Source organism: Pseudomonas sp. PvP009, from assembly GCF_017832995.1.
Taxonomy (GTDB): Bacteria; Pseudomonadota; Gammaproteobacteria; order Pseudomonadales; family Pseudomonadaceae; genus Aquipseudomonas; species Aquipseudomonas syringae.
Genome location: NZ_JAFIBG010000001.1, coordinates 1,988,244 through 2,012,522, shown reverse-complemented (window position 1 = coordinate 2,012,522; position 24,279 = coordinate 1,988,244). Strand labels below are relative to the sequence as shown.

Genomic DNA, 24,279 nt, shown 5'->3' with positions numbered 1-24,279 from the left:
CAATCCCATGAAAGGAAAAACGTCATGAATCGAAGCGTTACTGCGTTACTGCTGGTCAGCCTGGCGCTGCAAGGCTGTGCATTCGCGCCGGGGCAACATATGACGCCGGATGACGTCACTCTCGACAAACCGGACGAACCCCGTGCACAGCTGATCGAGGTCACGCCGAAGACCCTGCAGCAACAGCAACTGCGCGCCACTGCAGAGGCCAAGGCCCTGCCGCAGGTGCTGCTGGACTACAGGACTCCGGAATACGTGATCGGTGCTGGCGATACCTTGCTGGTCACCGTGTTCGAACACCCCGAACTGACCGCGCCAGGCTCACAGGACCAACTGGATGCCAACACCCGGGAAGTGCTCAACGACGGCACGCTCTACTTCCCCTATGTAGGCAGAATCCGCGCGAGTGGCAGAACGGTCAGCGAGGTTCGTGAGCAGTTACGCATGGGCCTGGCGCCGCAATACACCGAGGTCAAGGTCGACGTCAAAGTGCTGCGCTACAACAGCCAGCGAATACTGTTGTCCGGTTCTTTCAAGGTCCCCGGTCCGCAACCGATCACCAATATTCCGTTGAGCCTGGTGCAGGCGGTGAGTGTCGCTGGCGTCGACCTGACCGATGCCAACCTGGCCGGGCTGACCCTGCGCCGGGAGGGCAAGGACTACCTGATCGACATCGACTCGCTGAACCGCCGGGACTCGCAACTGAGCCGGATCTTCCTGAAGGACGGCGATTACCTGCACCTCAACAGCAACTCGCGAAACAAGATCTACGTGCTGGGCGAGGTCCGTAACCCTCAGGTAATCTCGTTCGGCACCACCCGCCTGACACTGCTCGAGGCGTTGGGAAACTCCGGCGGCCTCAGCCCGGACAGCGCAGACGGCGATGCGGTGTACGTCATACGCGGTGCGGAAAACTTCGCCCAGGCGCCTTCCACCGTCTACCACCTCAATGCCAAGAAGCCCACCGCGTACCTGCTGGCGGGGCAGTTCGAGCTCAAGGCACAGGACGTGGTATTCGTCGGCCCTGCCGATATCACCCGCTGGAGCCGCTTCATCAGCCAGCTGCTCGGCTCGGCCAGCGTGATACAGACCGGTGCGGCCTTTCGCAACTGAACCGCGCGGCTGTGCGCCAATCTCCCTGCACGCGGTTGTGCAGGGATTTTTTTGCCTGTCGCACTGCGCCAGACTGTTGCCAGAGCAACAGCTGTTCAACAGTTGACGGCTTTTGCATCAGCGCGGCGAACCCTCTCCTGCGGCATGAAACAGACGCAGACCCAACGACTGCGGGCCATCGCCAGACACACAAGAAGGCTGGCACATAAGCTGCTTTGCAGGCTTACGTTTATCGCAAGGACATCCCACATGCGCGTCGTTTCACTTTCAGGCAGTCCCTCCCCCAAATCCCGTTCCGGCGTTGTGCTGGCCCACGCCGGCCGCTGGCTGCAGAGTCACGGCGTCGAAGTCACCACATTGCGCATACGCGACTTCAATGCAGAGGACCTGCTTTTCGCCCGTTTCGACAGCCCGCAGGTGCTCGAATTGATCGAAGCGGTCAGTCAGGCCGATGGCCTGCTGATCGGCACGCCGGTATACAAGGCGTCATTTTCCGGCGCACTGAAAACCCTGCTCGACTTGCTGCCCGAGCGCGCGCTGCATGGCAAAGTGGTCTTGCCGCTGGCCACCGGCGGCAGTATCGCGCACATGCTGGCCGTGGATTACGCGCTCAAACCGGTGCTGTCGGCGCTCAAGTCGCAGGAAGTGCTGCACGGCATCTTCGCCATCGATACCCAGGTCAGCTACGACGACAACGAACTAGGCGGTACGCTGGACGAAATCCTCACGGAGCGCCTGCATGAAGGGCTGGAGCATTTCCACCACGGCCTGCAACGCCGCTTGCAGGCGCGTCACCAGCAGGCTGGCGGGCACTTGCAACTGGCGTTGTAGTGCCGGAATAGCAAAGGCATCAATGCTCGATAAACAGCGGATACAGCGAGGCCACCAACAGCGCTGCCATCACGCTGTTGAAAATACGTAACCCGAGCGGATCGCACAGAACGTTGCGCAGCAAACTGCCAAAGCCTGCCCAGATGCCCACGCTGGGCAGGTTAATCAGCGCAAACACTGCGGAAATCACCACAACGTTGTAGAAGTAGCCCTGCATGGGGGTGTAGGTGCTGATCGCGCCGATCGCCATGATCCAGGCCTTGGGATTGACCCATTGAAAAAGCGCGGCGCTCATGAAACTCAGCGGCTTGCCCTCGCTGTCGACGCTATCGGAGGCAGGCCCCGACGTGGCGATTTTCCAGGCCAGGTACAGCAGATAGGCAGCGCCCACATAGCGCAGGATCGTGTAGAGCACCGGCCAGGCCTTGAACACGCTGCCCAGACCGAAACCGACGGCCAGCACCAGAACGAAAAAACCGACACTGATACCCAGCATGTGCGGCAGGGTGCGACTGAAACCGAAGTTCACGCCCGAGGCCAGCAGCATCATGTTGTTGGGGCCGGGAGTGATGGAGGTGACGAATGCGAAGAGTGTGAATGCCAGAAGCAAATCGAAAGAGAGAAACATGCTGCCTGTCCGGATCAGTGAGTCAGGTGCTCACCCTATCGAAGGCGGTGCAGGAAACACACGGACAGTTGACGGCCAATTACAGCAGTACAGTTCTTACACAACGCACTTTTCAAGCCGACTGTTAACCTTGTGGCTGCTGACCCGTGACACCCAGATCGACGCTTGTTTCGCCTTTTTCATCGAAGTCCCGCGCCTGCTGGATCTGCGGATCCGCCATCAATTGCGCCTTGCGTGCCTGATACTCATCAAATGACAGGCCGCGACGGTTGAGGTCTTCAAGGGCCAACTGATGGCTTTCTTCAGCGCTGAACGCCCGCTGCTCGACAGCGTGGTGAGTGGAGCAGCCGGAAACCAGCGCAACAGTGAATGTCAGGACAAGCGCAAGGGCGAGCATACGGTTCATCGGGGGCCTCCGGTCGGGCTTCATTTCAGGAATGAAGCAAGGTTACGCCTGCCCCTGGCGCAGCAAAAATCATCCGCCGTGATAGTCGCTATCGACTGTTGCGAGCATTCTCGATCAACACCTCGCGCAACGCTTGAGCCGCAGTTGAAAGCTTGTGATCGGCAAGCATCATCAGGCCGATACGCCGTTCGATCAGCGGCTCCACCAGCGCCACGCAGCAGGCCCCCAGTTCCTGCATCTGCCCGATGCACAGTGACGGTACCGCGCTGACGCCCAGGCCATTGGCAACCATGCGCCCGATGGTCGACAACTGATGGCTCTCGAACGCGACCGCCAGCTTGCCGTGGCGCGGCTCGATAGCCTGTTCCAGCAGCAAACGTACCGCCGAAGGGCGTTGCAGGGCGATGAAGTCTTCACGCAGCAGTTCTTCCCAGGTGACCTCACGCCGCTGGGCCAGCGGCGACTCCCGGGGCACCACGGCGACGAAGCGGTCCATATAGAACGGAGTGAACGACAGGGCACTGTTCGACTCGGGCTCAAAGCCGATACCCAGTTCGACACGGCGATGTCGGACCATCTCCAGCACTTGCTCGTTGATCACGTCATGCACCGCGACATTGACGCGCGGGTAGCGCCCACGAAACACCTTCAAGGCCGCTGGCAGCAGATTGCCGGCAAACGATGGCATGGCGGCCACCGACACCCTGCCCATTTGCAAAGTGAAACGCTGACGCAGCAGTTCTTCGGTGTTGTCCCAGTCGGCCAGCAACTGGCGCGCCAGCGGCAACAGGGTCTCGCCTTCGGGCGTCAGACCGACGTTGCGTGTGGTGCGCGTCAACAGCTGTCCGCCAAGGTCCTCTTCTAGGCTTTTGATCGTCAGGCTCAAGGCCGGTTGCGACACGTTAAGACGCTCGCCGGCCTGAGCGAAACTCAGGTACTGCGCGACGGCCAGAAAAGCGCGAAGCTGCTTGACGTTCATATATTTGCTTTTCTTATGAATTGATCAGAAAAACAAAATTAACAAATCAGTCACGCCGAGAGAAGATGCAGGTCACCCGATCCTCCGACAGCGCGACTGTCGGTCAACAACTATAAAAGGCGGATCATCATGGCTGGACTCGATAAACGAGTAGCGACCTACGAAGAAGCCCTCGCCGGGCTGACCGACGACATGACGGTACTCTGCGGCGGCTTCGGCCTGTGCGGCATCCCGGAAAACCTGATCGCGCAGATCAAGCGCATGGGTATCAAGGGCCTGACCGTGGTCTCCAACAACTGCGGCGTTGACGGCTTCGGACTCGGCATCCTGCTTGAAGACCGGCAGATCCGCAAAATGATTTCGTCCTACGTCGGCGAGAATGCCTTGTTCGAAAAGCAGCTGCTCAGCGGCGAGCTGGAAGTCGAACTCACGCCACAAGGCACCCTGGCGGAAAAACTGCGTGCCGGTGGCGCAGGCATTCCGGCGTTCTATACCGCAACCGGTTACGGAACGCCGGTCGCCGAAGGCAAGGAAACCCGTCAGTTCAACGGCCGCAACGTGATTCTGGAAGAGGCCATCACCGGTGACTTCGCCCTGATCAAGGGCTGGAAAGCCGACCACTTCGGCAACGTCATCTATCGCCATACCGCACAGAACTTCAACCCGGTGGTGGCCACCGCCGGACGGATCACCGTGGTCGAGGTCGAGGAAATCGTCGAGCCGGGCGTGCTGCTGCCTACCCAGATCCACACCCCAGGCATCTACGTCGACCGGGTCATCCAGGGCACTTTCGAAAAACGCATCGAACAGCGCACCGTCAGAAAATCCTGATAGCGCAGCCTTGGCCCTACAACAATAAAGAGGCTTCAGACGATGGCACTTTCCCGCGAACAAATGGCTCAACGTGTCGCCCGTGAGCTCAAGGACGGTTATTACGTGAACCTTGGCATCGGTATTCCGACCCTGGTGGCCAACTACGTGCCCGATGACATCGACGTCATGCTCCAGTCGGAAAACGGCCTGCTGGGCATGGGCGCCTTCCCCACCGAAGACACCATCGACGCAGACATGATCAATGCCGGCAAGCAGACGGTCACCGCGCGCATCGGCGCCTCTATTTTTTCGTCGGCCGAATCCTTTGCCATGATCCGCGGCGGCCATGTCGACCTGACGGTGCTCGGCGCTTTCGAGGTGGATATCGAGGGCAACATCGCTTCGTGGATGATCCCCGGCAAGCTGATCAAGGGCATGGGTGGCGCGATGGACCTGGTGGCGGGGGCTGACAACATCATCGTCACCATGACCCATGCGTCGAAGGACGGCGAATCCAAACTGCTCACCCGTTGCAGCCTGCCACTGACCGGCGCAGGCTGCATCCGCAAGGTGCTGACTGATCTGGCTTACCTGGAAATCGAAAACGGCGCGTTCATCCTCCGCGAACGCGCGCCGGGGGTCAGCGTGGAAGAAATCGTGGCCAAAACCGCAGGCAAGCTGATCGTGCCGGATGACGTGATCGAGATGAGCTTCTGAGCACAGGCCAACGCGGAGCATTGGCAAGATACTCATGGCCAGCCACCCTCGTTCCCAAGCTCCAGTTTGGGGACGATGGTTATCAGCTCACAAGCCGGGCCTTTGGCCAAGTTGCTCTAAAGCGCTTTTCGAGCACGATGGCACAGACGACGCAGAGTGCGACGTAAGTGACGGCTGAGTCCTGGCGCTGATCCGGGGGTAGCCTGGCAGGACGCCAGGCTAGCCGCACCGGACCATGGATGGTCCGTTGCGGCGCCCCCCGGAGCAGTGACAGGGCGAAGGAACCCGACGAAGTCGGGCCGGAAACGGAGCTTGGGGGTTTGCCTACTTTGGCCCCATCAAAGTAGGTCGCCGAGGGGCGAAAAGGTGACCTGAGTCTAACCCTAATCCACCTGAAAAAGAAAAACCGCCGTGTGACGTGGAGCGTCCGCAATAGTCGGCTGTTCAAGTAACTCCCCGATAATAATTACAAAAAGAGGTGCCCCAGATGGCCGCCAACATAGAAGAAAGCCGCTCCGCCCGATTTGCCTTGCGCTGTGCTGCGTGGGCTGAACGCTGGTTTCCTGATTCATGGGTATTTGCCGCACTGGCAGTGGTCATCGTCACGCTGGCGACACTGGCGATCGGCGCGCGCCCGGCCGAGGCTGCCAAGGCGTTCGGTGACGGGTTCTGGAGCCTGATTCCGTTCACCATGCAGATGGCCTTCGTGGTCATCGGCGGTTACGTGGTCGCCAGTTCACCGCCTGCGGTGCGCCTGATCGACCGCCTGGCCCGGGTGCCGCGCAACGGCCGTTCGGCGGTGGCCTGGGTGGCGCTGATTTCCATGCTCGCTTCGCTGCTCAACTGGGGCCTGTCGCTGGTGTTCGGTGGCCTGCTGGTGCGAGCCCTCGCCCGCCGCACTGACCTGCGCATGGATTACCGCGCAGCCGGCGCAGCCGCCTATCTGGGTCTGGGTGCAGTCTGGGCGCTGGGGCTGTCGTCTTCGGCCGCGCAATTGCAGGCCAACCCGGCCAGTCTGCCGCCGTCGATCCTGGCGATTACCGGCGTGATCCCGTTCACCGAAACCATCTTTCTCTGGCAATCCGGGGTCATGCTCGCCGCGCTGGTGGTCATCTCACTGATCGTTGCCTATGCCACCGCGCCCGGCCCGAACAGCGCCCGCGACGCCAAGGCCTGCGGTGTCGACCCGGCCTTCAACCTGCCGCCACTGCCGCCCCGCACACGGCCCGGGGAATGGCTGGAATACAGCCCGCTGCTGATCATCCTGATGGTGCTGCTGGGGGTTGGCTGGTTGTTCAGCGAGTTTTCGAGCAAACCGGCGATCACGGCGATTTCCGGGCTCAACACCTACAACTTCCTGTTCATCATGCTCGGTGCCCTGCTGCACTGGCGACCGCGCAGTTTTCTCGACGCCGTCGCACGGGCGGTGCCCACCACCACCGGCGTGCTGATTCAATTCCCTCTGTACGGTTCGATAGCCGCGCTACTGACCACGGTCAAGGGCGGCGATGCGCAAACCCTGGCGCATTACATTTCGACATTTTTCACCAGCATTGCCTCCCACGACACTTACGCGATTCTGATGGGCGTCTATTCGGCCATATTGGGCTTTTTCATTCCGTCGGGCGGCGGCAAGTGGATCATCGAAGCGCCCTACGTAATGCAAGTTGCCAATGACCTGCAGTATCACCTCGGCTGGGCAGTACAGATCTACAACGCAGCCGAAGCCTTGCCCAACCTGATAAACCCGTTCTATATGCTGCCGCTGCTGGGTGTACTGGGCCTGAAGGCGCGTGACCTGATCGGCTTCTCGTTCGTGCAGCTGCTGGTCCACACGCCGCTGGTGCTGTTTCTGCTCTGGGCACTGGGCACCACGTTGGCCTATGTGCCACCGGTAGTGCCCTGAATGCCTACGCGTCGAATGCGTAGTCACGCTCGACCCGGCAGATTCGCGTGGTAAACGCCTGATACCAGCGTGAACGTCCCTGCTCGCGGACCTGGGCATGATCGGCCTGCTGTTTCCAGGCCAGAATCGCGGCTTCATCGCTCCAGTAGGACACGGTGATGCCCAGGCCGTCGTCACCGCGCGCCGACTCCACGCCCAGAAAGCCTGGCTGTTGTCGGGCCAGACTCACCATGCGCTGCGCCGCCTCCGCGTACGCCTGATCATCGTCAGGCGTACGCAGCGAGGTGAACACCACAGCGAAGTAAGGCTTGGCAAACCGGGCGGCCATCATGCCGGGTTGCTCAGGCAGGCGCGGACAAACGCGGCCACCAGAGGAGGCGTCTGGCCCTGCAACGCAGCGCGCTCCGGCTGGAACAGTGTGGCGACGTAGAACGGGTGCCCCTGCAATTCCATACTGCGCACTTCGCCCTCGGGACCGCGCCCGCTGACCTTCAGGTGCTCGCCGAACAGCGCCGACTCCAGCTCGCGGCGCAGACCGTAGCGGCAGTGATAGCGCTCGTCGGTGTCGAGCCTGCCATAGGCTTGGGCAATCAGCGTGTCGGGTTGCAACTGAATCGCTGCCACCGATTCAACCAGCGAGCAACTGAGTGGCTCGATAATCACGTTTGCCGCGTGCGGCGCAGTTTCGCCATGCTCGGCGTCTGCCCAGCCCAGTTGGTGGCGGGCGTACTCGACCAACGCGTGCTGAAAGCCCCCGCACGTCCCCAGAAACGGCACCCGGTGCTCACGAGCGAAACGAATGGCCGTCAACGCGCCCAGCATGTCCCGATACGGACTGGCCGGAACGCACCACAGACCATCGAATTCGGCGAGTTGCGCACCGCTGCCGATCCCCGGCGTCGGCAGCCATTCGAAACCGACCCGTACCTGCGCGGCCTCCGCCGCCCTCTGCAAGGCCAACGGAATGGCCTGATGCGCAGGGACATCCGCACTAAAGTCCCCTACCAGACCGATCCGTATCCCGTTGCGTGTGTTATCTGCTTTGCCCATGCCCTGCTCCCTGTTTGATGTCGTACAGCCCGGGGGGACTATAAACAGGCAGCAAAATCAGCAGAATGGGCGTTACAGCAATGCCTCGCGTGCAACGCTGCACGGTTGCTCATTCAGTCACAGGCGTCAGCACCGGTTGCCCGGCAAAAAACGCCAGCAGGTTATCGTTGACCATTTGCACACTGTCTCTCGAAGCCTCGGGGGACAGGCCTGCCACGTGCGGTGTCAGCACCACATTGTCCAGCGTCTTGAGCACATCCGGCACAGTCGGTTCATCGTCGAACACGTCCAGCGCGGCCCCGGCAATCTGCTCATGCTGCAGTGCACTGACCAACGCCTGGGTATCCACCACGCTGGCGCGGGCAATATTGACCAAAAACCCGTCAGGGCCCAGCGCCTCAAGCACCCGAGCGTCGATCAGATGCTGCGTGCCGCTGCCACCGGGCGTGGCGATGACCAGAAAATCCGATGCGGCCGCCAGCGCCTGCGCTGTCGCATGCCAGGTGTAATCGCAGTCGCTGCGTGGCTTGCGGTTGTGGTAACCGATGGCAATATCAAAGGCGGCTGCACGCTTGGCAATCGCCAGCCCTACCGCCCCCAGCCCGACGATCCCCAGACGCTTGCCTGCCAGCGACGGGCGCACCACCTTGCGCCATTCGCTGCGTCGCACCGAGGCATCGGCCTGCGGAATGTCGCGCACCAACGACAGCAGCAACGCCAGCGTATGATCGGCCACCGTGGCGGCGTTGACGCCTGCACCATTGGTCACGACGATGCCACGTGCCTGCGCGGCAGGCAGATCGACCTTCTCGTAACCGGCGCCGCTTACGCAAATGATGCGCAGCTGCGGCAGTGCATCCATTTCCTCGGCGAAAAATCCCAACGGCCCGCGTGTCACCACGGCAATGATGCTCGGCCCGTGCGTGGCAATCGCCTCGGCACGCAGTTCGGCCGTCGGGGCGCGAATCAACTGAAAACCGCTGCTTTCAAGAATCGGCAAATACGTGTCCAGGTTTTCCACCAGCACCAATACCGTTGTCATGCGCGCTCCCGTTCGATCAGCAAAATGCTGACCTTAACGCGACTCGACCCACTTGTGCAGCGCCGCTGACGCTGGAACTGAAAAAAGCCTTCCCGAATACGCCAGGCGTTCATAAAGTGGACGCATTTGCGGGACAGACTAATGCGCAAGCAGACTTGGCAATCAGCAGAGTGCGTTATGGTTGCGTGCAGTGACGCGACCAGTGGCTCTAAGGTCTGGCGCGCAGGCTGCTCATAAAACAGGCTTTCTCAAAAACAAGGAAACACCCGCCCATGCAAGGATTTCCCACCACCCTGTTGAAAAAGACCCTATTGGCTGCGGCTGTCATGTCGGGCCTGATGCTGTCGTCAGGCATGGCAGCGGCGGCGGACGCCCCAGGCAAGGTGCTGAGCGAGAAATACGGCCTGCCCTGGCCAGCCGTGATCGCCCATCGCGGTGCTTCGTTCGACGCACCGGAAGAAACCATCCCGGCCTACACCCTGGCGCGGGACCTGGGCGCGGACTACCTGGAAATGGACATCCAGCGAACCAAGGACGGCGTGCTGATAGCGCTGCACGATGACGTGCTGGAACGCACTACCAACATCGCTCAAGTGTTCCCGACACGGGTGAAAGACCCGGTCAGCACCTTCACTCTGGCGGAGCTCAAGCAACTGGACGCCGGTTCGTGGTTCAACAAGGCTTACCCGGACAGGGCCCGCGACAGTTACAACGGGTTGCAGATCCTGACGCTGGATGAGGTCATCGACATCGCCGAGGGCGGCGCCAACAAACCTGGGCTGTACATAGAGACCAAGGTGCCGAACAAGTTTCCCGGTGTCGAAGCCGACCTGAAAAAACTGCTGGCCAAACGCGGCTGGCTCGACCAGCGCCCTGCGGCAGCGGCCGGCCATGTCAACGTCGCGCACATGCCAGGACGCGTCGTCCTGCAGACGTTCGAGAAGCAAAGCCTGGAACTGCTGCAGAAAGAAATGCCGAAAGTGCCCAAGGTCATGCTGTTGTGGATTGGCGAAGGCTCGATAGAGCCCAAATCCAGCGTCGCGTTCAAGGACTCCGGAGCCAAGGACAAGGCCAGCTATTACGCGACCCAGGAAGTCAAATCAGCGCAAGAGTTCGAGCAGTGGATTGACTGGGCCAAGGCCCACGGCGCCATCGGCACCGGCCCTTCGTCGCAACTGGCCAAGGGTGGCGACCAGAGCTACATGGACCTGGTCAAACCCTGGATGAACAACCTGACCCACGAGAAAGGCATGGTCATCCACCCGTACACGGTGGATGACGCAGAGGACTTCAAGCGGATCAGCCATGATGGCGCGGACGGCTTCTTCACCAACCGCACCGCCGAACTGTTGAAGTTCTACGAGCGGCCGGCAAAAGAAAGCATTGAAACGATTCTGAAGCGTAACGGCTACTGATCCAGCGGCTGGCTGCATCCTGCGATGCGGCCAGTCGATCAGAAGTCGATAGTGCCCGACAGCTTGAGAGTACGTGGCTCGCCCTGAGTCAGGTAACCGCCATTGGCTGATGCCCAATAATCCTTGTCCATAAGGTTCTCGACGTTGGCGCGCAGGGTCACGTCCTTCTGCGCAACGTTGAAGGTGTAGCGTGCGCCCAGGTCGAAGCGGTTCCAGGTCGGGATGCTCAGGTTGTTGGCAGCATCGACATATTGCCCACCGGTGCGCAGCATGCGCGCATTGATGGCCGCGCCTTCGATCCCCGGAATGTCCCAATCGGCACCCGCATTGAACTGGAAGGTCGGCACACCCACGGCCCGATTGCCGTCGTTGCTGCCACTGGCCGTACCGCTCACCTCGGTGTCCATCAGGGTCAGACCGGCCAGCAGACGCAAGCCGCTGACGGGCTGGCCAAAGACGTTCATCTCAACGCCGCGATTGCGCTGCTGACCATCACGGACATAACGCGACCCGGTGCCTTCCAGAACCTGATAGCCGTCAGCCGGTTGCTCGATGCGGTACACGCCCAGGCTCGCGCCGAACGTACCCATGTCCAGCTTGACGCCCGCTTCCACCTGTTTCGAACGCGACGGCGCAAAAACTTCGCCAGGGTTGATGGTGACGGTATCCGGAGCCGTTGGACCTTGCGCCAGACCTTCGATGCGGTTGGCGTAGAACGACACATAGTGCCAAGGCTTGAATACCACCCCGTAGACCGGCGTGGTGATCGCTTCGTCGTACAGCGCATTGCGCGGGCCGCTGCCGTATTCATACCCCTGAACACGCAGTTGCTGGCGACGCAGGCCGGCAGTCAGCAACAGGCGATCATCGAAAAAGCCCAGCGTGTCTGAGAACGCGACGCTGCGCATGCGGCTCTTGCCGACAATGCCGGGATCATTCAGATCGCCTGCGGTGAAACTGTCGAGTGCCGGGCGCTCTTGGGAGACAGGGTCGTAAAGGTTGTTGCTGGAGGTGCCGCCAAACAGATACGCACTGCGCTGTTCGGTCCAGATACCGGACAGCCCGAAGTTGACCTTGTGGCTGACCGCGCCGGTCTGCAGCTTGCCGTTGATGCCGGCCATGGCGGTCTTGTTGTCTTCGTCATGCGGGATAAAAGACGGTGCGGCCGTGGTATTGCCTGCGGCATCGTGGACAGTTGGCGAGCCATATACGCCGACCTCGCGGGTGTGCTTGGCGCCCACTGCGGCGTACAGCGTCCAGTCTTCGTTGAGGTCGTACTCGGCGCGGCTCATGCCGAAGGTGTCTTCGGTTTCGGTCCAGGTCCAGTTCGGCGCGTAATTGGTATCCGAGTCCGGAGCATGCGGCACGCTGGTCAGGGCGCTGTCGACAAACACCGTGTTGCGGCTCTGGTTGATGCGCTGCTTCTGGTAGGCAAAATCGCCGGACAAACGGAAGTTGTCACCTCGATAATCCAGCCCCAGCGCGAACAGCTTGCTGCGATGCTCTTCGTCCTCGACGCCGGTCTCGCCTTCGCGCTGCGACAGGTTAAGACGCGCGCCGAAGCGATTGCCCTCGCCAAAGCGCTGCCCCAGATCGAGGTGCTCGCCGACCCGGCCGTCGCTGCTGATGTCGGAGGTAAAACGACGCGTCGGTGTGTCCTGCGCGCGCTTGGGCTGCAGGTTCACGCCGCCGCCAATCCCGGAACCGGTCGGCGTCACGCCGTTGATGAAGGCGTTGGGGCCCTTGAACACTTCAACGCGCTCCAGCGCATCGGTCGATATGATCTGGCGTGGCAGTACGCCGTAAAGGCCGTTGTAGGAGATATCGTCGGTGGTCAGCTTGAGGCCGCGAATGACGAAGATATGCGAAGCGTTGGCATAACCACTTGACTGACGCACCGATGCATCATTAAGCAATACGTCGCCGACGGTTTCAGCCTGCTGGTCCTTGATCAATTGCTCGGTGTAACTGCTCATGGTGAACGGCACGTCCATGATGTCGGCATTGCCCAGAACGCCCAGTTGCCCACCGCGCGCCACCTGCCCACCGGCATAAACCGGCGGTAGCGCGTGAGGGTCGGCCTTGTCGGCACTGATGTCGGTCTCGCCCAGCACCACAGGGCCGTCCTGCCGAGTGGCAGCCTCTGCAGCGGCCCAGGCCGGAGATCCAATGGAACAGCAAAACGCGAGCAACGTAAGGCGCATCGGGAACGATGGGGAGTTCATCAGTAAGTCCTGAAGACAAGTTGAACGAGATCGGAAGCAACCGTCCTGGACATCACCGATCGGGTGGATGCGAAATGATATCAGATGTTACTGGTAATGCTTATCATTTGTTTATGCATAGAAGATGATAAGTCAGCAACGTGATGCGGTTCGTTCCGGCGCTGCATCATGAAAAATCAGCGCGCATGGCGCCCCGTGGCGTTCCGCAATGCTTTGAAACAGGTTGGCGACAGCCACAGGAGGGCCACTGTCGTGTAAGCTCACAGGCTATTGGTTTTCCCATCGAGAGGCCTATGCAGTCCACTTTCCGACGCTCGACCCTGGCAGCACTTCGTGGTTTTGCCTTGCAGAGCGATGCAATCTCCATTGTTCCTTCTGCCGCCGACTATCGACGCTGCCTGCTGGAAAAGATCGCTTCGGCCACCCGGCGCATCTATATCATCGCGCTGTACCTGCAGCAGGATGAAGCCGGCCAGGAGATTCTCGACGCGCTGTACGCTGCCAAATCCGCGAGGCCGGAGCTGGATGTGGTAGTGCTGGTCGACTGGTTTCGCGCGCAACGCGGCCTGATAGGTGCTGGACGCCAGCCCGGCAACTCGACCTGGTATCAGGCGCAGAACCTTGAATACGATGAAGAAGTGCCGATCTACGGCGTGCCGGTGCAGACCCGCGAACTGTTCGGCGTGCTGCACCTCAAGGGCAGTGTGATCGACGACTGTGTGATCTACAGCGGCGCCAGCATCAACAACGTCTACCTGCACAAGCTCGACAAATACCGTCTGGACCGTTATCACCTGATCGAAAACGCAGCATTGGCCGACGCTTTCCAGAATCTGGTGCAGCGGGAAATACTTTCGTCGCCGGCCGTGCACCGCCTCGATCTGCAATCGCCGCCCAGCTCGCGCAGTTTGCGCAGCGAGATCCGTGCGTTTCGTAGCGACCTGAAACGCGCCGCCTACGACACATCGGCAGGCGAAAAGGAAAACGGCGAGATGCGCGTGATTCCGCTGCTCGGCGTCGGCCCACGCAACAATCTCAACCGCGCCATTTGCGATCTGATCGCGTCGAGCAAGATCCAGCTGACCATCTGCACGCCGTACTTCAACCTGCCGGTGGCCGTCACTCGCGAGATCAACCGGGCGCTCAAGCGCGGCGTACAGGTCGATATCATCATTGGCGACAAGACCGCCAACGACTTCTTCATCGATCCGGATGAGCCGTTCAAGGTGATCTCGGCCCTGCCCTATCTCTATGAAATCAGCCTGCGGCGCTTTGCCCACAAGCATCAGAAGGCAATCGCTCAGCACCGCCTCAATGTGCACCTGTGGAAACACGGCGATAACACCTTCCACCTCAAAGGCATCTGGGTCGACCAGCGTTATACCCTGCTGACCGGCAACAACCTGAACCCTCGCGCCTTCAACCTGGACCTGGAAAACGCCTTGTTGATCGACGACCCGAAGGGTCAGTGGAGCGAGCCAAGGGAAGCGGAAATCGCGCACTTGATGCGCAACACACAGCGCGTCAACCAGTATGACGAGCTCGACACACTGGCCAACTACCCCGAAGGCGTGCGCAAGTTTCTCAAGCGTGTCAGCCGCGTGCGGGTCGAGCGACTGCTATACCGGATTCTCTAAGCCCCAGTGTGCGGCCGGCATGTCAGTTATTGCTTGACGTGCCGCCCACGTTTCCCCTTGCAAAACCCGGACAGCGACCTAGCCTCAAGGCCGTTTCGCACCCAGTTGCTTCCACATCTTCTGCGTGATTTTACGCCGGTTGCTGTAGCCAGCCCACGGGTCGTCCTTGAGCCGCTTCAAACGCTGCTCAAGGTTGGTGATGTCCCACTGTGCCGACGACTTCAGACCCGCCAGCTCATCCAGCGCAATCGGCACCGAGACCGGCAACCCGGGCCGGGCGCGTACTGAATAGGCGGTCACCGTGCTGCCGCCGCGGCTGTTGCGCAGGTAATCGATGAAGATTTTTCCGACGCGGTTTTTCGGCCCCATGGTGGCGGTGAAGCGTTCCGGCAACTGACGGCTGGCAAACTCGGCGATGGCCTTGGCGAACGCCTTTACGGTGTCCCAGTCTGCCTGCCGCGCCAACGGCACGATGATGTGCATGCCCTTGCCGCCGCTGGTCTTGAGAAAGGCTTCCAGACCCAGCTCTTCCAGCACGGCGAGCACCATTTGTGTGGCCTCGATCATGCTGCGCCAGGGCAGTGCCGGATCGGGATCAAGGTCCAGCACGAAATGGTCCGGCGTTTCGATCCTGTCACGCGTCGCGCCCCAGGTATGCAGCTCTATAGCGCCCATTTGCGCAGCACCGACCAGCGCCTGCACCGAATCTATTTCCATCAGCGCGGCGTGCCCGGGGTCCAGCGCGCGATCCAGTTGCTTGATGTGCGGGATCGCCAGATGCTCGGCATGCTTCTGGAAAAACTGCTCACCGTCGATGCCCTCAGGACAGCGCAGCAGGGCTACGGGACGCTTGTTCAGGTAGGGCAGAATCCAGTCGGCGATGGACTGGTAAAACTGTGCAAGTTCGATTTTGCTGGTGCCGGTCTTGCTGTCGATGACGCGGTCCGGATGACTGATGCCGGTGCCCGCCACATCAACCTTCCCCTGCGCAGCCTTTTTGCGCGCCTTGGGCGCTGCCGTCTTGGTTCGTGCCTGGCTGGGCACATTGGCAGGCTGAGCGTCTTCACGCACCACGTCCTTGGCGGGCTTGTCGCTGCGCAGTCCGACAAAGGCAGCCTGGCGCACAATCCCTTCGCGGGTCCACTGGGCGAACTCGGCTTCGCAGACCAGTTGCGGTTCCACCCACTGCACGCCACGGGCCTGGGACGCGGAGAGCTTTTTGGCCAGCGGTGAATCCTTGCGCTGCAACTTCTTCAGCTGTTTATACAGTTGCTCAAGGGTCACTTCAGTGAACCCGGTGCCGACCCGCCCGGCGTAGACCAACCCATCCTCACCGGCATTGACCGCAAGCAACAGGGCACCGAACGCCGATCGGCTGCCCTGCGGCGCCGTGTAGCCGACGACCACGAATTCCTGTCGCAAGCGACATTTGAGCTTGATCCAGTCGGCATTGCGCTTACTGACGTACGCACTACCGGCACGCTTGCCGATCACCCCTTCCAGGCCCATTGCCGCAGCACTCGCGACAATGTCCTGATGGCCCGCCTGAAAGGCATCCGAATAACGCAACAGGCGACTTTTCTGGGCGTCGAGGACTTGCTTCAAGGCATCACGACGCTGCTCAAGCGGCACTTCACGCAGGTCCTCCGCGCTCAGAAACGGCATGTCGAACAGGTAATACAGAATGTCCTTGCTGTTCCCCGCGTCGAAGGCATTCTGCAAGCCCTGGAAGTCGGGCAGCCCTTGCTCATCGAGAACCACCACTTCGCCGTCGAACCAACTGTCACGCAGCTTCATGCCCTTGAGCGCCTTGACCAGCTCCGGCAGCCGCTCGGTCCAGTCATGCCCGTTGCGGGTGAACAGCCGCACATCGTCGCCCTGAATACGGGTCAGCATGCGGTAGCCATCGAATTTGATTTCGTACAACCAGTCACCGGCCGGCGGCGCTTCCACCAGCGTTGCCAGTTGCGGCGAAAGCGTATCAGGGAAAGCCGCTTTCGCTTTCCTGCGGGTCGGCTTTGCAACTGGCGTCGGCGCTTTTGATTTTGATGTGGCGGCCTTGGCTTTGCCGCTTGCAGCACTGGCCCCGGACTTTTTCGAGGCGCTGCGTTGCTTGCCCACATGAGCACCACTGATCACGCTTTGCGGCTGCTCATGGGTGATGTCGTATTCGGCAGCAGGTCGCGCGATGTCATCCTTTTCCTTGATCAGCAGCCACTGCTCCTTGCTGCCGCTGCCCTTGAGGCGCGTACGCACCAGTGCCCAGTCACCGCTGAGTTTCTCGCCGACCAGGGTGAACTTGAGTTTGCCGTCCTCGTAGGTCTTTTGCGGATCGCCGTGCGGCTGCCAGACACCGCGGTCCCAGACGATCACATCACCGCCACCGTATTGACCCTGCGGGATACTGCCCTCGAAGCCGGCGTAGTCCAGCGGATGGTCTTCGACATGCACTGCCAGACGCTTTTGCGTAGGGTCCAGGCTCGGGCCTTTGGGCACGGCCCAGCTCTTGAGCGTGCCATCGAGTTCCAGTCGAAAGTCGTAATGCAGGTTACGTGCGTCATGCTTCTGGATCACGAAACCAAGCGCACCGGGCTGCGATTTGCCTTTGCCCTTGCGTTTGCTTTCCGCAGGCTCGGAGGTGATGGCGAAATTGCGCTTGCGGGTGTATTCACTGGCGGGCTTGGCCATCACCGGTCACTCCGTAGGGCTCAAGAGGCTTTGCTGGTTTTCTTGCGCGCGGCGGGCCGCTTGGGCCTGGGGCTGTCCTTGTCGGCCGGTTTTTCCTTCGCCGCGGGCTTGCTCGCCTTGCCTTTGCTGGCCCCGCCCTTGCCCGCCAGACTGCGCCGTAGCAGGTCGGTGAGATCGATGACATCGGCGCTCTTGCGTTCTTCCTCGGCCGGATCGGTCTCGACATCCTCGATCTGTCCTTCGTCTGCCTTGGTCTTGACCAGGTGCATGATCTTGTCCTGAAAGGTGTCGCGATACAGCTCAGGCTGCCAGTCAGCGCTCATGTCCTTGACCAGGCGCTTGGCCATGTCACGTTCGCTCTTGTTCAACTTGGCGTCAGTCACCGCATCGCTCAGTTCCAGTGCATCCAGCTCACGCACGTCGGCAGGCCAGCGCAGGATCACCATCACCAGCGCCGATTCCAGTGGCATGACCGCCGCGAGGTGTTCGCGGGTATGCAGCACAACATTGGCCAGCGCGACCTTTTTGGTGTCGACCAGGGTTTCGCGTAGCAACGCATAGACTTTCTCGCCGCGCTTGTCGGGGGTCAGGAAATAAGGCGTGTCGATGTTCTGCAAGGGGATCTGCTGGCTGTCGACGAACGCGAATATGTCGATGGTCTGCGTCGACTTGGGGTGCGCAGAACGGATTTCCTCCTCGCTGAGCACCACATAGCGATCCTTCTCGTACGCCACGCCCTTGACGATGTTTTCGCTGGTGACTTCCTTGCCGGTGACCTTGTTGATTCGCTTGTAGCCGACCGGGTCCATGCTGCGTTTGTCGAGCCAGTCGAAGTCGACACTGGTCGACGTTGTCGCCGAAACCAACGCGACCGGTATATGCACCAGCCCGAAGCTGATTGCGCCCTTCCAGATTGCCCTTGCCATGGTCTGACTCCTGTTGGTCCTGGAAAAGTGACAGGGCCGGTCGGAGAAAAGTTTCGGCAGCCTGACGAGCGCCGGGAAACCTGCCCAACCGGAAACGTTTTTTACCCTGAATGCCAGACTTTCACCGCGTCGGCGCTCGGCAGGCGCCTTATTGACCGGGGGCTCTGCCACCGTCAAAAGCCTTGTGTTCAAAGGGCTGGCGCAGAGATGTCAGCGGGGTCGCAGAGGACATATGCATTTAGGATCTAAAAATATGGTTTAACGTTCTTTTGCGGAATAAAAAAGACGTTCTATAAATGGCCCCACCCCGAACGCTGTTGGTGAGGTGTCTGCCAACCGACAGCGGATCCCGTCAGCTTCCATCTGGCTGATTACTTCCAAGGATTTGTCATGAACGTTTTCTGGTTTCTTCCGACTCACGGCGACGGCCATTATCTGGGCACGACAAAGGGCGCACGTCCCGTCACCCTCAATTATTTGAAGCAGGTGGCGCAGGCCGCCGATGACCTGGGTTATTACGGCGTATTGATCCCTACCGGTCGCTCCTGCGAAGACTCGTGGGTCATCGCCTCGGCGCTGGTGCCGCTGACCGAGCGCCTGAGGTATCTGGTAGCGATCCGTCCGGGGATTATCTCGCCGACCGTCTCGGCACGCATGGCAGCCACGCTGGATCGCCTGTCCGGCGGCCGGCTGCTGATCAACGTGGTGACCGGTGGCGACCCGGACGAAAACCGTGGCGATGGCAGCTTTCTCGACCACAGCGAGCGTTATGAAGTCACCGACGAATTTCTGAAAATCTGGCGTCGCGTCCTGCAGGGTGAAGCGGTCGACTTCGAAGGCAAGCACTTGCGCGTGCAGAACGCCAAAGCGCTTTACCCGCCGATTCAAAAACCCTACCCGCCGCTGTATTTCGGTGGTTCCTCCGACGCGGCGCATGACCTTGCGGCCGATCAGGTGGACGTGTACCTGACCTGGGGTGAGCCTCCGGCAGCCGTGGCGCAAAAGCTCGCCGATGTGCGTGAACGCGCCGCGCGCAAGGGACGTACCGTGAAGTTCGGCATTCGCCTGCACGTGATCGTGCGCGAAACCAGCGAAGAAGCCTGGAAAGCCGCCAGCACACTGATCGAACACATCAGTGATGACACCATTGCTGCGGCGCAGAAGTCCTTTTCGCGCTTTGATTCCGAAGGCCAGCGGCGCATGGCGGCACTGCATGACGGGCGTCGCGACAACCTGGAGATCGCGCCCAACCTGTGGGCCGGTGTCGGCCTGGTACGCGGCGGAGCGGGCACGGCGCTGGTCGGCAATCCCGAAGAAGTCGCGGCACGTATCAAGGAATACGCCGACCTGGGCATCGAGAGCTTCATTTTCTCGGGTTACCCGCATCTTGAAGAAGCTTACCGCTTCGCCGAGCTGGTCTTCCCGCTGCTGCCTGAGCCTTACGCCAGCCTCGCAGGGCGCGGCATCACCAACCTGACGGGCCCGTTCGGCGAAATGATCGCCAACGATCTGCCCCCGCAGGCCAAGTGATGTCCGGACAACTGCTGACCTTACCGCACTCGCCTGCGCTGGCCACCTCGATCAGGGCCACTGCGCAGGTGTTCGAAGACCCCAAGTCCCGGGCCCTACTCGCTCACGTACGCCAGGTTGCGCCCAGTGATGCCAGCGTGCTGATCATTGGCGAGACCGGCACCGGCAAGGAACTGGTCGCACGTCACGTCCACGAACTGAGCGCCCGCCGCGACAAACCGTTCGTGGCGGTCAACTGCGGCGCGTTCTCCGAGAACCTGATCGAGGCCGAGTTGTTCGGCCACGAAAAAGGCGCGTTCACCGGAGCGATCAGCGCCAAGGCGGGCTGGTTCGAAGAGGCCAACGGCGGCACGCTGTTTCTCGATGAGATCGGCGACCTGCCCATGTCGCTGCAGGTCAAATTGCTGCGCGTGCTTCAGGAGCGTGAAGTGGTGCGTCTGGGCTCGCGCAAGAGCGTGCCCATTGATGTAAGGGTCCTCGCAGCCACCAACGTGCAGCTTGAAAAGGCCATCAACGCCGGGCATTTTCGCGAAGACCTTTATTACCGGCTCGATGTGGTCAATCTGGAATTGAGCCCGCTGCGCGACCGGCCGGGCGACATCCTGCCCTTGGCCCGGCATTTCATAGAGGTCTACAGCCAGCGGCTGCGGCATGGTCCGGTACGGATCAGCCCAGAAGCCGAGCACAAGCTCAAGACCTACAGCTGGCCGGGGAATATTCGCGAGCTGGAAAACGTCATCCATCACACCCTGCTGGTGTGCCGTGAAGGCGTCATTCAGCGTGATGACCTGCGCATGTCCAACCTTAGAATCGAGCGCCAGGATGAACAGAACCCGCCTGACGAATCAGCCGAGCAACTACTCAACCGGGCGTTTCAAAAGCTCTTTGAAGAACAGGCCGGTGCCTTGCACGAGAAGGTCGAGGATACGTTGCTCAGAACCGCCTATCGCTTCTGCCACCACAACCAGGTGCACACAGCCAGCCTGCTGGGCCTGACCCGCAACGTCACGCGCACACGCTTGATCAAGATTGGCGAACTGGCGGTCAACAAACGCAGACCGGGTGAAAACGTCCAGGGCGACCGCATGCTGCATCTGTCGGTGTGAAGACTCAGACCGATGACGCAGAGCGTCACGAACGGCATTCCCACGCTGGAGCGTGAGGAACGATCGCTGTCCGGGAGAACACTATCGTGCCCATGCTCCGCGTGGGTATGCGTTTCCGGACGCTCTGCGTCCTCTTCTGAGCAAGCGGCGCTTTACGACAAACGCATCGCCAGCGCCTTGGCCTGGATCGCTACATCGGTCACTGCGGTGCTTTCCCACCACATGCCGCGCAATGGCGGGCCCATGGCGAACAGGCGTGCCGAGTACTGACCGTGTGCGTCGAGCACAGCGCCAGCGGCGTCGGCGGCGATGCCGAGTGCCAGCGGGCCGGGCTGTATCAGACCGCGAACCAGCAACTGCCGGGGCAACGGGCGATCCACGCGTCGCCAGTCGTATTCGATGCCGGTAGAGTTGATTAACGCATCACCAGTAATCTGCGTCGGCTGACTCTCACCGCGCCGACGCACGCTGATCTGTACCTGACCTGACGGCAGACTGGCCACGCCCTGCAACGAGGCCGCGTCAATGCTCAACCGCCCTTGCCTGATCAGCCGCGCAAGCAGCGCAGCGCTGGGTGGCGGGGAGCGATGGTGGTGACTCTCCCACCACGGTCGTACATGACGGACGAACTGGCGGCGCTGCTGATCGCTGGCCTGATTCCACAGCCTGCCCACATTGGCACGCACGGTGTCCAGCGGTGCCTGCCAGTCAATCCCGCTCTCGATGGCCAGCTCGCACTGTTCACGCACTTTGCGCAGCAGTTGCCGAGTACTGCGGATACTCGGGTCCTGAGCGAGAAAATCAGACCATTCCGGCGGCTGACGCCGGACATGCGGCAACAGGCCGTGCCGGGAAAAGATCTGGATGGGCCCACGATGCCCGGCCGTTTCCAGCGAGACCAGCGCATCGACCATGGTCAGCCCCGAGCCGATGATCAGCACACTCGACTGCGGATCGAGCTTTCTCATCACCGCCACATCCCAGGGATCCAGCGCAGCCGTGTTCAGCTCGTTCGAATCACGTCGCGGGGTGCGTGACGCCGCGTACATACCGGTCGCCAGTACGGCGCGGCTGCCGCGCAGCATACGACCGTCAGCCAGCGAGACACTGACGCCACCTTCATGGACCTGCAGGTCCACTGCCTCGCCGGGCACATGCACGGCGGTCGAGCCAAAGGCTTCGCCAGCGCTTCGGGCTTCACGCAGCCGCTGCTGGACGTAAAGCCCGAACACCCCGCGCGGCGGAAACAGTTCGGCGACCGGGACCCTCTGCTCAGCGGCTTCAGGCCAGCCACCAGCGGCCAGATAGTCAGTCAGCCATCGGGTAAGGTCATCCGGGTTATCCGGATCGACGCTCATCCGCGCAGCGTTGCCATTGAGTGTATGGCCCGGCTCCGTCGCACTGTAGGCCTCGCCCCTGCCGAGTTCGCTACGGGTTTCGATGATCAGGATTCGCCGCTGGCCCGGTCTGCGCAGCAGTTGCGCCGCCAGCATGGTCCCGCTCAGACCGCCGCCGATGATCAGAATGTCAGCCGTCTGATGGGAATTTTCGGTCATCGAACAGTGCCTCGGTCGGGTTGCGATAAAGAATCGGAAGGTCAGAGCGCGACGTTACGCACGAAACGCAGCGGCACGTCGGCATCGTTGCAATAGCGGTGCGGCTGATTGCTGGGGAACATGAAGAACTCGCCCGCTCCTATCTGCTGCGTGGCCGCAGGGTCGGAAAAACGTATCGTCAGATGCCCTTCGACGACGTAGACCTGTTCACTCCAGCCATCGGGATCGGCCTCCGAGACATAGGCGTCCCCGGGCTGCAGACAGAACTCCCACAACTCCACCTCGCGCCGGGCAACGGCCCTGGCCAGCAGCACCGCCTTGCTGCCGGCGATAGTACCGGCCCATGCCAGCTCGTTGATGCGGCTGTAATCGTGATTTTCGGGGGCCTGGATCAGGTCGCTGAACGCCACTTCCAGGGCTTCGGCCACGCGGTCCAGAGTCGCCAGGCTGACGTTTTTCTCGCCGGCCTCGATAGCGACCAGCATACGTCGGCTGACCCCGGACTTTTCCGCCAGCGCCGTCTGGCTGAGGTCCGCACTGTTACGCAGACGCCGTACGTTCTGGCTGACGTGCTGCAGCACCGGAGGGCGCTGGGAATTTTCTTTGTGCATGCTGGTGCTCACATCAAACCGTTGCGCATTATACTGCCCAGCCCAGGGACACTGTCAGGGTGTTCAGCCTCACACCGCGCGCATGGCAATTAACAGGAATCCGGAGCTGACATGAAGTCTATCAGCCGCACACCCCGCATCAGCAAGGCAGAAGCCGTGCTGATTCTGATCACCATGCTCTGGGGAGGCACCTTTCTACTGGTCCAGCATGCGATGACCGTCAGCGGGCCGATGTTCTTCGTCGGCCTGCGCTTTGCCGCCGCAGCGCTTATCGTAGCGCTGTTTTCAATGAAGGTGCTGCGCGGTCTTACCTTTCTTGAGCTCAAGGCCGGCGTCTTCATCGGCATCGCGATCATGCTCGGTTATGGCCTGCAGACGATCGGACTGCAGACCATCCCCAGCAGTCAGTCGGCGTTCATCACGGCGCTCTACGTACCCTGCGTACCTTTGTTGCAATGGCTGGTACTGGGCCGGCGACCAGGGTTGATGCCGACACTGGGCATCATCCTCGCCTTCACCGGGCTGATGCTGGTCGCCGGGCCGCAGGGCGCTTCCCTGCAACTCAGTTCCGGCGAGATCGTGACGCTGATCAGCACAGTGGCCATCGCCGCCGAGATCATCATGATCAGTGCCTATGCCGGTGAGGTCGATGTGCGTCGAGTCACCGTGGTGCAACTGGCTACCGCATCGGCGCTGGCATTTCTGATGATCGTCCCGACCGAGGAGCACTTGCCGGATTTTTCCTGGTTGCTGGTGTTCAGTGCTGTGGGGCTTGGGACCATGAGTGCGGCGATCCAGATCGCCATGAACTGGGCACAGAAAAGTGTTTCGCCGACCCGCGCCACGGTGATTTATGCCGGTGAACCGGTCTGGGCCGGAATTGTCGGAAGACTCGCCGGCGAGCGTTTGCCGGGCGTCGCCCTGCTGGGCGCGGCACTGATTGTGGCCGGGGTGATCGTCAGCGAAATGAAGCGGCGTTCGGCGTCTGATGATCAGAGCATTGTCGACGAAGAGGGAAATGAACAAGCCGTGCGCAAAGCTGAGTGAACAGCGGGCTTTGCCAGCCATGAAACACCTTGCTTCTTCAAAGCTATTTCAAA

The 24,279-nt window shown here is 61.0% G+C and carries 21 protein-coding genes; 10 read left to right on the top strand and 11 right to left on the bottom strand.

Annotation, left to right across the window (positions count from 1 at the left end):
- Nucleotides 1-24 precede the first annotated feature (24 nt).
- Nucleotides 25-1,113, top strand: coding sequence for a polysaccharide biosynthesis/export family protein (locus tag JOE29_RS08950; RefSeq protein WP_003391720.1), 1,089 nt, complete (start codon nucleotides 25-27; stop codon nucleotides 1,111-1,113).
- A 249-nt stretch (nucleotides 1,114-1,362) separates the two neighbouring features.
- Nucleotides 1,363-1,944 (top strand): NADPH-dependent FMN reductase, encoded by a 582-nt coding sequence (gene ssuE, locus JOE29_RS08945; RefSeq protein ID WP_003348618.1) that lies wholly within the window; start codon nucleotides 1,363-1,365, stop codon nucleotides 1,942-1,944.
- A gap of 19 nt (nucleotides 1,945-1,963) precedes the next feature.
- Here ssuE and JOE29_RS08940 read toward each other — a convergent pair whose 3' ends face one another.
- The 3 genes from JOE29_RS08940 to JOE29_RS08930 all read right to left on the bottom strand — a co-directional run bounded on the left by JOE29_RS08940 (nucleotide 1,964) and on the right by JOE29_RS08930 (nucleotide 3,957).
- Nucleotides 1,964-2,572 carry a LysE family translocator gene (locus JOE29_RS08940; RefSeq protein ID WP_210079407.1) on the bottom strand — a complete coding sequence of 203 codons (609 nt, stop codon included), beginning with the start codon at nucleotides 2,570-2,572 and terminating at the stop codon, nucleotides 1,964-1,966.
- 124 nt (nucleotides 2,573-2,696) lie between these two features.
- A complete protein-coding gene (locus tag JOE29_RS08935) occupies nucleotides 2,697-2,978 on the bottom strand; it encodes a lipoprotein (RefSeq protein WP_003348622.1) in 282 nt (93 codons plus the stop codon).
- Between the two features lie 88 nt (nucleotides 2,979-3,066).
- Nucleotides 3,067-3,957, bottom strand: coding sequence for a LysR family transcriptional regulator (locus JOE29_RS08930; protein ID WP_024649998.1), 891 nt, complete (start codon nucleotides 3,955-3,957; stop codon nucleotides 3,067-3,069).
- A gap of 129 nt (nucleotides 3,958-4,086) precedes the next feature.
- On the opposite strand from JOE29_RS08930, the gene JOE29_RS08925 reads away from it, so the two are divergent.
- From JOE29_RS08925 to JOE29_RS08915, 3 genes are all read left to right on the top strand, one after another.
- Nucleotides 4,087-4,788 carry a CoA transferase subunit A gene (locus JOE29_RS08925; RefSeq protein WP_003391701.1) on the top strand — a complete coding sequence of 234 codons (702 nt, stop codon included), beginning with the start codon at nucleotides 4,087-4,089 and terminating at the stop codon, nucleotides 4,786-4,788.
- Nucleotides 4,789-4,830: 42 nt separating this feature from the next.
- Nucleotides 4,831-5,487, top strand: coding sequence for a CoA transferase subunit B (locus JOE29_RS08920; RefSeq protein ID WP_003315741.1), 657 nt, complete (start codon nucleotides 4,831-4,833; stop codon nucleotides 5,485-5,487).
- 487 nt (nucleotides 5,488-5,974) lie between these two features.
- Nucleotides 5,975-7,393, top strand: coding sequence for a TIGR00366 family protein (locus JOE29_RS08915; RefSeq protein WP_003391699.1), 1,419 nt, complete (start codon nucleotides 5,975-5,977; stop codon nucleotides 7,391-7,393).
- Between the two features lie 4 nt (nucleotides 7,394-7,397).
- Here the strand turns inward: JOE29_RS08915 and JOE29_RS08910 are convergent, their stop codons facing one another.
- The 3 genes from JOE29_RS08910 to JOE29_RS08900 all read right to left on the bottom strand — a co-directional run bounded on the left by JOE29_RS08910 (nucleotide 7,398) and on the right by JOE29_RS08900 (nucleotide 9,485).
- Nucleotides 7,398-7,724 carry an antibiotic biosynthesis monooxygenase gene (locus tag JOE29_RS08910; protein WP_032659152.1) on the bottom strand — a complete coding sequence of 109 codons (327 nt, stop codon included), beginning with the start codon at nucleotides 7,722-7,724 and terminating at the stop codon, nucleotides 7,398-7,400.
- Nucleotides 7,721-8,443, bottom strand: coding sequence for a CTP synthase (locus JOE29_RS08905; RefSeq protein ID WP_210079406.1), 723 nt, complete (start codon nucleotides 8,441-8,443; stop codon nucleotides 7,721-7,723). The genes JOE29_RS08910 and JOE29_RS08905 overlap by 4 nt, the downstream gene beginning before the upstream one ends.
- A gap of 109 nt (nucleotides 8,444-8,552) precedes the next feature.
- Nucleotides 8,553-9,485 (bottom strand): 2-hydroxyacid dehydrogenase, encoded by a 933-nt coding sequence (locus tag JOE29_RS08900; protein WP_003391695.1) that lies wholly within the window; start codon nucleotides 9,483-9,485, stop codon nucleotides 8,553-8,555.
- 272 nt (nucleotides 9,486-9,757) lie between these two features.
- On the opposite strand from JOE29_RS08900, the gene JOE29_RS08895 reads away from it, so the two are divergent.
- Nucleotides 9,758-10,900, top strand: a complete 1,143-nt coding sequence (locus JOE29_RS08895; protein WP_004417221.1) for a glycerophosphodiester phosphodiesterase — start codon at nucleotides 9,758-9,760, stop codon at nucleotides 10,898-10,900.
- A 38-nt stretch (nucleotides 10,901-10,938) separates the two neighbouring features.
- Here the strand turns inward: JOE29_RS08895 and JOE29_RS08890 are convergent, their stop codons facing one another.
- On the bottom strand, nucleotides 10,939-13,125 hold the full coding sequence (locus tag JOE29_RS08890; protein WP_210079405.1) for a TonB-dependent receptor: 2,187 nt from the start codon (nucleotides 13,123-13,125) through the stop codon (nucleotides 10,939-10,941).
- Nucleotides 13,126-13,418: 293 nt separating this feature from the next.
- On the opposite strand from JOE29_RS08890, the gene pssA reads away from it, so the two are divergent.
- Nucleotides 13,419-14,762 carry a CDP-diacylglycerol--serine O-phosphatidyltransferase gene (gene pssA / locus JOE29_RS08885; RefSeq protein ID WP_024960503.1) on the top strand — a complete coding sequence of 448 codons (1,344 nt, stop codon included), beginning with the start codon at nucleotides 13,419-13,421 and terminating at the stop codon, nucleotides 14,760-14,762.
- An 84-nt stretch (nucleotides 14,763-14,846) separates the two neighbouring features.
- Here pssA and ligD read toward each other — a convergent pair whose 3' ends face one another.
- Together ligD and JOE29_RS08875 are read right to left on the bottom strand one after the other, a co-directional pair.
- The gene (gene ligD / locus JOE29_RS08880) at nucleotides 14,847-17,450 is read right to left on the bottom strand and encodes a DNA ligase D (RefSeq protein WP_210079403.1); all 2,604 of its coding nucleotides are present in this window, start codon (nucleotides 17,448-17,450) and stop codon (nucleotides 14,847-14,849) included.
- 20 nt (nucleotides 17,451-17,470) lie between these two features.
- On the bottom strand, nucleotides 17,471-18,376 hold the full coding sequence (locus JOE29_RS08875; RefSeq protein WP_137983125.1) for a Ku protein: 906 nt from the start codon (nucleotides 18,374-18,376) through the stop codon (nucleotides 17,471-17,473).
- Nucleotides 18,377-18,766: 390 nt separating this feature from the next.
- Here JOE29_RS08875 and ssuD point away from each other — a divergent pair, with 390 nt between their 5' ends.
- Both ssuD and JOE29_RS08865 read left to right on the top strand, forming a co-directional pair.
- A complete protein-coding gene (ssuD, locus tag JOE29_RS08870; protein WP_003407645.1) occupies nucleotides 18,767-19,906 on the top strand; it encodes an FMNH2-dependent alkanesulfonate monooxygenase in 1,140 nt (379 codons plus the stop codon).
- Nucleotides 19,906-21,012, top strand: a complete 1,107-nt coding sequence (locus tag JOE29_RS08865) for a sigma-54 dependent transcriptional regulator (RefSeq protein ID WP_003391680.1) — start codon at nucleotides 19,906-19,908, stop codon at nucleotides 21,010-21,012. The genes ssuD and JOE29_RS08865 overlap by 1 nt, the downstream gene beginning before the upstream one ends.
- A 152-nt stretch (nucleotides 21,013-21,164) precedes the next feature.
- Here the strand turns inward: JOE29_RS08865 and JOE29_RS08860 are convergent, their stop codons facing one another.
- Nucleotides 21,165-22,568, bottom strand: a complete 1,404-nt coding sequence (locus JOE29_RS08860) for an FAD/NAD(P)-binding protein (protein WP_074954670.1) — start codon at nucleotides 22,566-22,568, stop codon at nucleotides 21,165-21,167.
- A 41-nt stretch (nucleotides 22,569-22,609) separates the two neighbouring features.
- Entirely contained in the window at nucleotides 22,610-23,179 is a 570-nt protein-coding gene (locus JOE29_RS08855; RefSeq protein WP_003427076.1) for an XRE family transcriptional regulator, read from the bottom strand.
- Nucleotides 23,180-23,290: 111 nt separating this feature from the next.
- Here JOE29_RS08855 and JOE29_RS08850 point away from each other — a divergent pair, with 111 nt between their 5' ends.
- A complete protein-coding gene (locus tag JOE29_RS08850) occupies nucleotides 23,291-24,226 on the top strand; it encodes a DMT family transporter (protein WP_003391675.1) in 936 nt (311 codons plus the stop codon).
- Nucleotides 24,227-24,279: the final 53 nt, after the last annotated feature.